This window comes from Geminicoccus flavidas, assembly GCF_009806515.1.
Taxonomy (GTDB): domain Bacteria; phylum Pseudomonadota; class Alphaproteobacteria; order Geminicoccales; family Geminicoccaceae; genus Geminicoccus; species Geminicoccus flavidus.
This window is the reverse complement of record NZ_WUJP01000798.1, coordinates 1-3,161: the sequence shown is the minus strand read 5'-3', so window position 1 is coordinate 3,161 and position 3,161 is coordinate 1. Positions and strand designations below refer to the sequence as shown.

Below are 3,161 nucleotides of genomic sequence, written 5' to 3'. Positions count from 1 at the left end.
GCCAGGGTAAAGGTGGCAAAGCCGGCCATGCCCCAGAGCAGCCCGCGCTGCGGGGCGAAGCGGTGGCCGGCCAGCGTCATGGCACCGGCCAGCAGCAGGCCGAACCCGGCCCCGGTGACCAGGTTCGCGACGAGCGTGGAGAGCCGCCGCTCGAGCGAGACCGGCTCAGGCTCGCCCGGCAGGGCCGGGGGCTCGCCGACCGTGGAATGGGCAAGGACCAGCAGGCTGCCGTCGAGCCGGGCCTCATGCTCATGTTCGTGATCGTGGCCGGTCTCGTAGACTTCCGCCGCGACGATCAGCGGGATCGTGGTGAACGCCTGGACGAAGGTGACGAGCAGGCCGGCGAGCAACCCGGCGCCGATGCCGGTCAGCACCACGCGGCGGAACATGCTGAGCATCGCGGGGGATTCCGTCCGGCCGGTCAGTGGCAGGGGAAGGCGAAGCTGTGGCGACCGTCATGCGCCGCGTCGTGGATCGTCTGGGAGTTGGCAAAGCCAGCGCCCCAGACCAGGAACAGCCCGAGCAGGAGGGCCAGCATCCCCGCGGTGGCACGCTCGACGCCCGATACTGCCGAAGCGACCTGTGTCTGCTGCTGCATGATCCGCTCCCTGACCGGCTCTCGGACCACATGGCCCGCCGCACGCTATCGCCTTAGCGACATATTCCACACTGGACAATCCACGCCCGCCCGCTGCTTGTGCGGGCCAGGCCCTGCGAACTTAGCGCCAAGGGGGGCTGGAGGCCATTTCCTTGACGCTGCTGGTCGTCGCCAGCTTCCTCGCCGTTTATGCCGGGATGGCGCTGGGCCGCTGGCCGGGCCTGCGGATCGACCGCACCGGCATAGCACTCCTGGGTGCGATCGTCCTGTTCGCAACCGAGGCAGTGTCGCCCGCACGCGTGCTGGCGGCGATCGACTTCCCGACCCTGGTGATCCTGTTCGGCCTGATGGTGCTCTCGGCCCAGTTCGCGGCCGCCGGCTTCTATGACCGAGTGGCCTGGACGATCGCCGCGACCAGGGCGAGCCCCGCCACCATCCTGGTTGTCGTGGTGGTGGTGCCGGGCATCCTGTCCGCCGTGCTGGCGAACGACGTGGTGGTCTGGGCGATCACGCCGCTCCTGTGCCAGGGCCTGCTGGTCCGCGGCCTGGACCCCAGGCCCTATCTGATCGCACTCACCGGGGCGGCCAATGCCGGCTCGGCCGCGACCCTGATCGGCAACCCGCAGAACATCCTGATCGGTTCGGTGGGCGGCCTGGAGTTCTGGGACTTCGCCGCCGCCTGCACACCGCCGGCCCTGGCCGGGCTGGCGGCCGTGTGGCTGGTGGTGCGCTGGCAGTGGCGCAGCGCACTGGTGGAGCGACCGGCCGAGCCAGGGACGCGGGGAAGCGAGCCGGTGGATCGGCCGCCGGTGGCGCGCGGCGCCATGATCAAGGCAATGTTCTGGGCAGCGGTGCTGCTCGCGGGCTTCACCACCCCGATCCCGCACACCACCACCGTGCTGGTGGTGGCGGGGGCGCTCCTGGTCAGCCGGCGCATGGCGACGCGGCAGCTACTGGGCCTGGTCGACTGGCACCTCCTGGTCCTGTTCGGCGGGCTGTTCGTGGTGACAGCAGCCCTGGCCGATACCGGCCTGCCGGCGATCGCGATCGCCCGGCTGGAGGTGATGGGCCTGCTGCCCGACCGGCTGGCCGTGCTCGCACCTTTGGCGCTGGTCGGCAGCAACACGATCGGCAACGTGCCGATCGTCATGCTGATCCTGGGCATCCTGCCGGACCTGCCCGATGGCGCGCTCTACGCCCTGGCCTCGCTCTCGACGCTGGCCGGCAACTTCCTGATCATCGGCAGCCTCGCCAACATCATCACTGTCGAGCGCGCCGCCGAGGCGGGCGTGCGCCTGGGCTTCCTGGAGCATGCCAGGGCCGGCATCCCGATGACGCTGCTGGCCCAGGCGGCCGCAGTCTCCTGGCTCTGGCTTGCGGGCTACGTCATGATGTGATCGTTCCGGTCCTGGTCCGGCAAGAACGGGCATGGACCGGCCCCATCAGTGCAGAGGCTCAAGAATGCTCACCAAGGATCTCGCCACCGCTCCGAACGATCTCGAGAGCTTCTGGATGCCGTTCACGAGCAACCGCGACTTCAAGAAGAACCCGCGGATGCTCGTGAAGGCCGAGGGCCTGCACTACACCACTCAGGACGGCCGCAAGCTGCTGGACGCCACCGCGGGCCTGTGGTGCGTCAATGCTGGCCATGCCCATCCCAAGATCGTGGCGGCGATCCAGAACCAGGCGGCCGATCTCGACTTCGCGCCGCCCTTCCAGTGGGCGCATCCCAAGTCGTTCGAGCTGGCCTCGCGCCTGGCGCATCTGTTCCCGGGCGGTCTGGACCACGCCTTCTTCACCAATTCCGGCTCGGAGTCGGTCGACACTGCGCTCAAGATCGCGCTGGCGTACCACCGCGCCAAAGGGCAGGGCACCCGCACTCGGCTGATCGGCCGCGAGCGCGGCTACCATGGCGTGGGCTTTGGCGGCATCTCCGTCGGCGGCATGGTCAAGAACCGGATGTATTTCGGCGTCATGCTGGCGGGCGTCGACCATCTGCCGCACACCTACAGCCTGGAGCACCAGGCCTACAGCAAGGGTCAGCCGGCTTGGGGCGCGCACCTGGCCGACGACCTGGAGCGGCTGGTGGCGCTCCATGACGCGTCGAACATCGCGGCGGTGATCGTGGAGCCGGTGGCGGGCTCGACCGGCGTGCTAGCCCCGCCGGTGGGCTACCTGCAGAAGCTGCGCGAGATCACGAAGAAGCACGGCATCCTCCTGATCTTCGACGAGGTGATCACCGGCTATGGCCGGCTCGGCAAGTCGTCGGGGGCCGAATATTTCGGGGTGCAGCCGGACATGATCACCACGGCCAAGGGCCTGACTTCGGCGACCATCCCGATGGGTGCGGTGATGGTGTCCAAGGAGATCTACGACACCTTCATGAACAACGGGGGGCCGGAGCGGGCGATCGAGCTGTTCCACGGCTACACTTACTCCGCGCACCCGGTCGCCTGCGCTGCGGCGCTGGCCACGCTGGATGTCTACAAGGAGGAGGGCGTGTTCGAGAACGCCGCCTCCCTGGAGAGCTACTGGGGTGATGCCATCCACTCGCTGAAGGGCC

At 68.8% G+C, this 3,161-nt stretch carries 4 protein-coding genes; 2 read left to right on the top strand and 2 right to left on the bottom strand.

From position 1 onward, the window contains the following. Positions 1-398: CbtA family protein (locus EQG76_RS22920; protein ID WP_200841043.1), on the bottom strand; the 398-nt coding region annotated here is incomplete at its 3' end. Positions 399-421: 23 nt separating this feature from the next. After that, positions 422-598 carry a CbtB domain-containing protein gene (locus tag EQG76_RS22915; RefSeq protein ID WP_159716626.1) on the bottom strand — a complete coding sequence of 59 codons (177 nt, stop codon included), beginning with the start codon at positions 596-598 and terminating at the stop codon, positions 422-424. Between the two features lie 152 nt (positions 599-750). Between EQG76_RS22915 and EQG76_RS22910 the strand changes: the two genes are divergently transcribed. Together EQG76_RS22910 and EQG76_RS22905 are read left to right on the top strand one after the other, a co-directional pair. Next, positions 751-1,995, top strand: a complete 1,245-nt coding sequence (locus EQG76_RS22910) for an anion transporter (protein WP_159716624.1) — start codon at positions 751-753, stop codon at positions 1,993-1,995. A 64-nt stretch (positions 1,996-2,059) separates the two neighbouring features. Continuing rightward, positions 2,060-3,161, top strand: a 1,102-nt coding sequence (locus tag EQG76_RS22905) for an aspartate aminotransferase family protein (RefSeq protein ID WP_159716622.1), incomplete at its 3' end; no start/stop codon positions are given.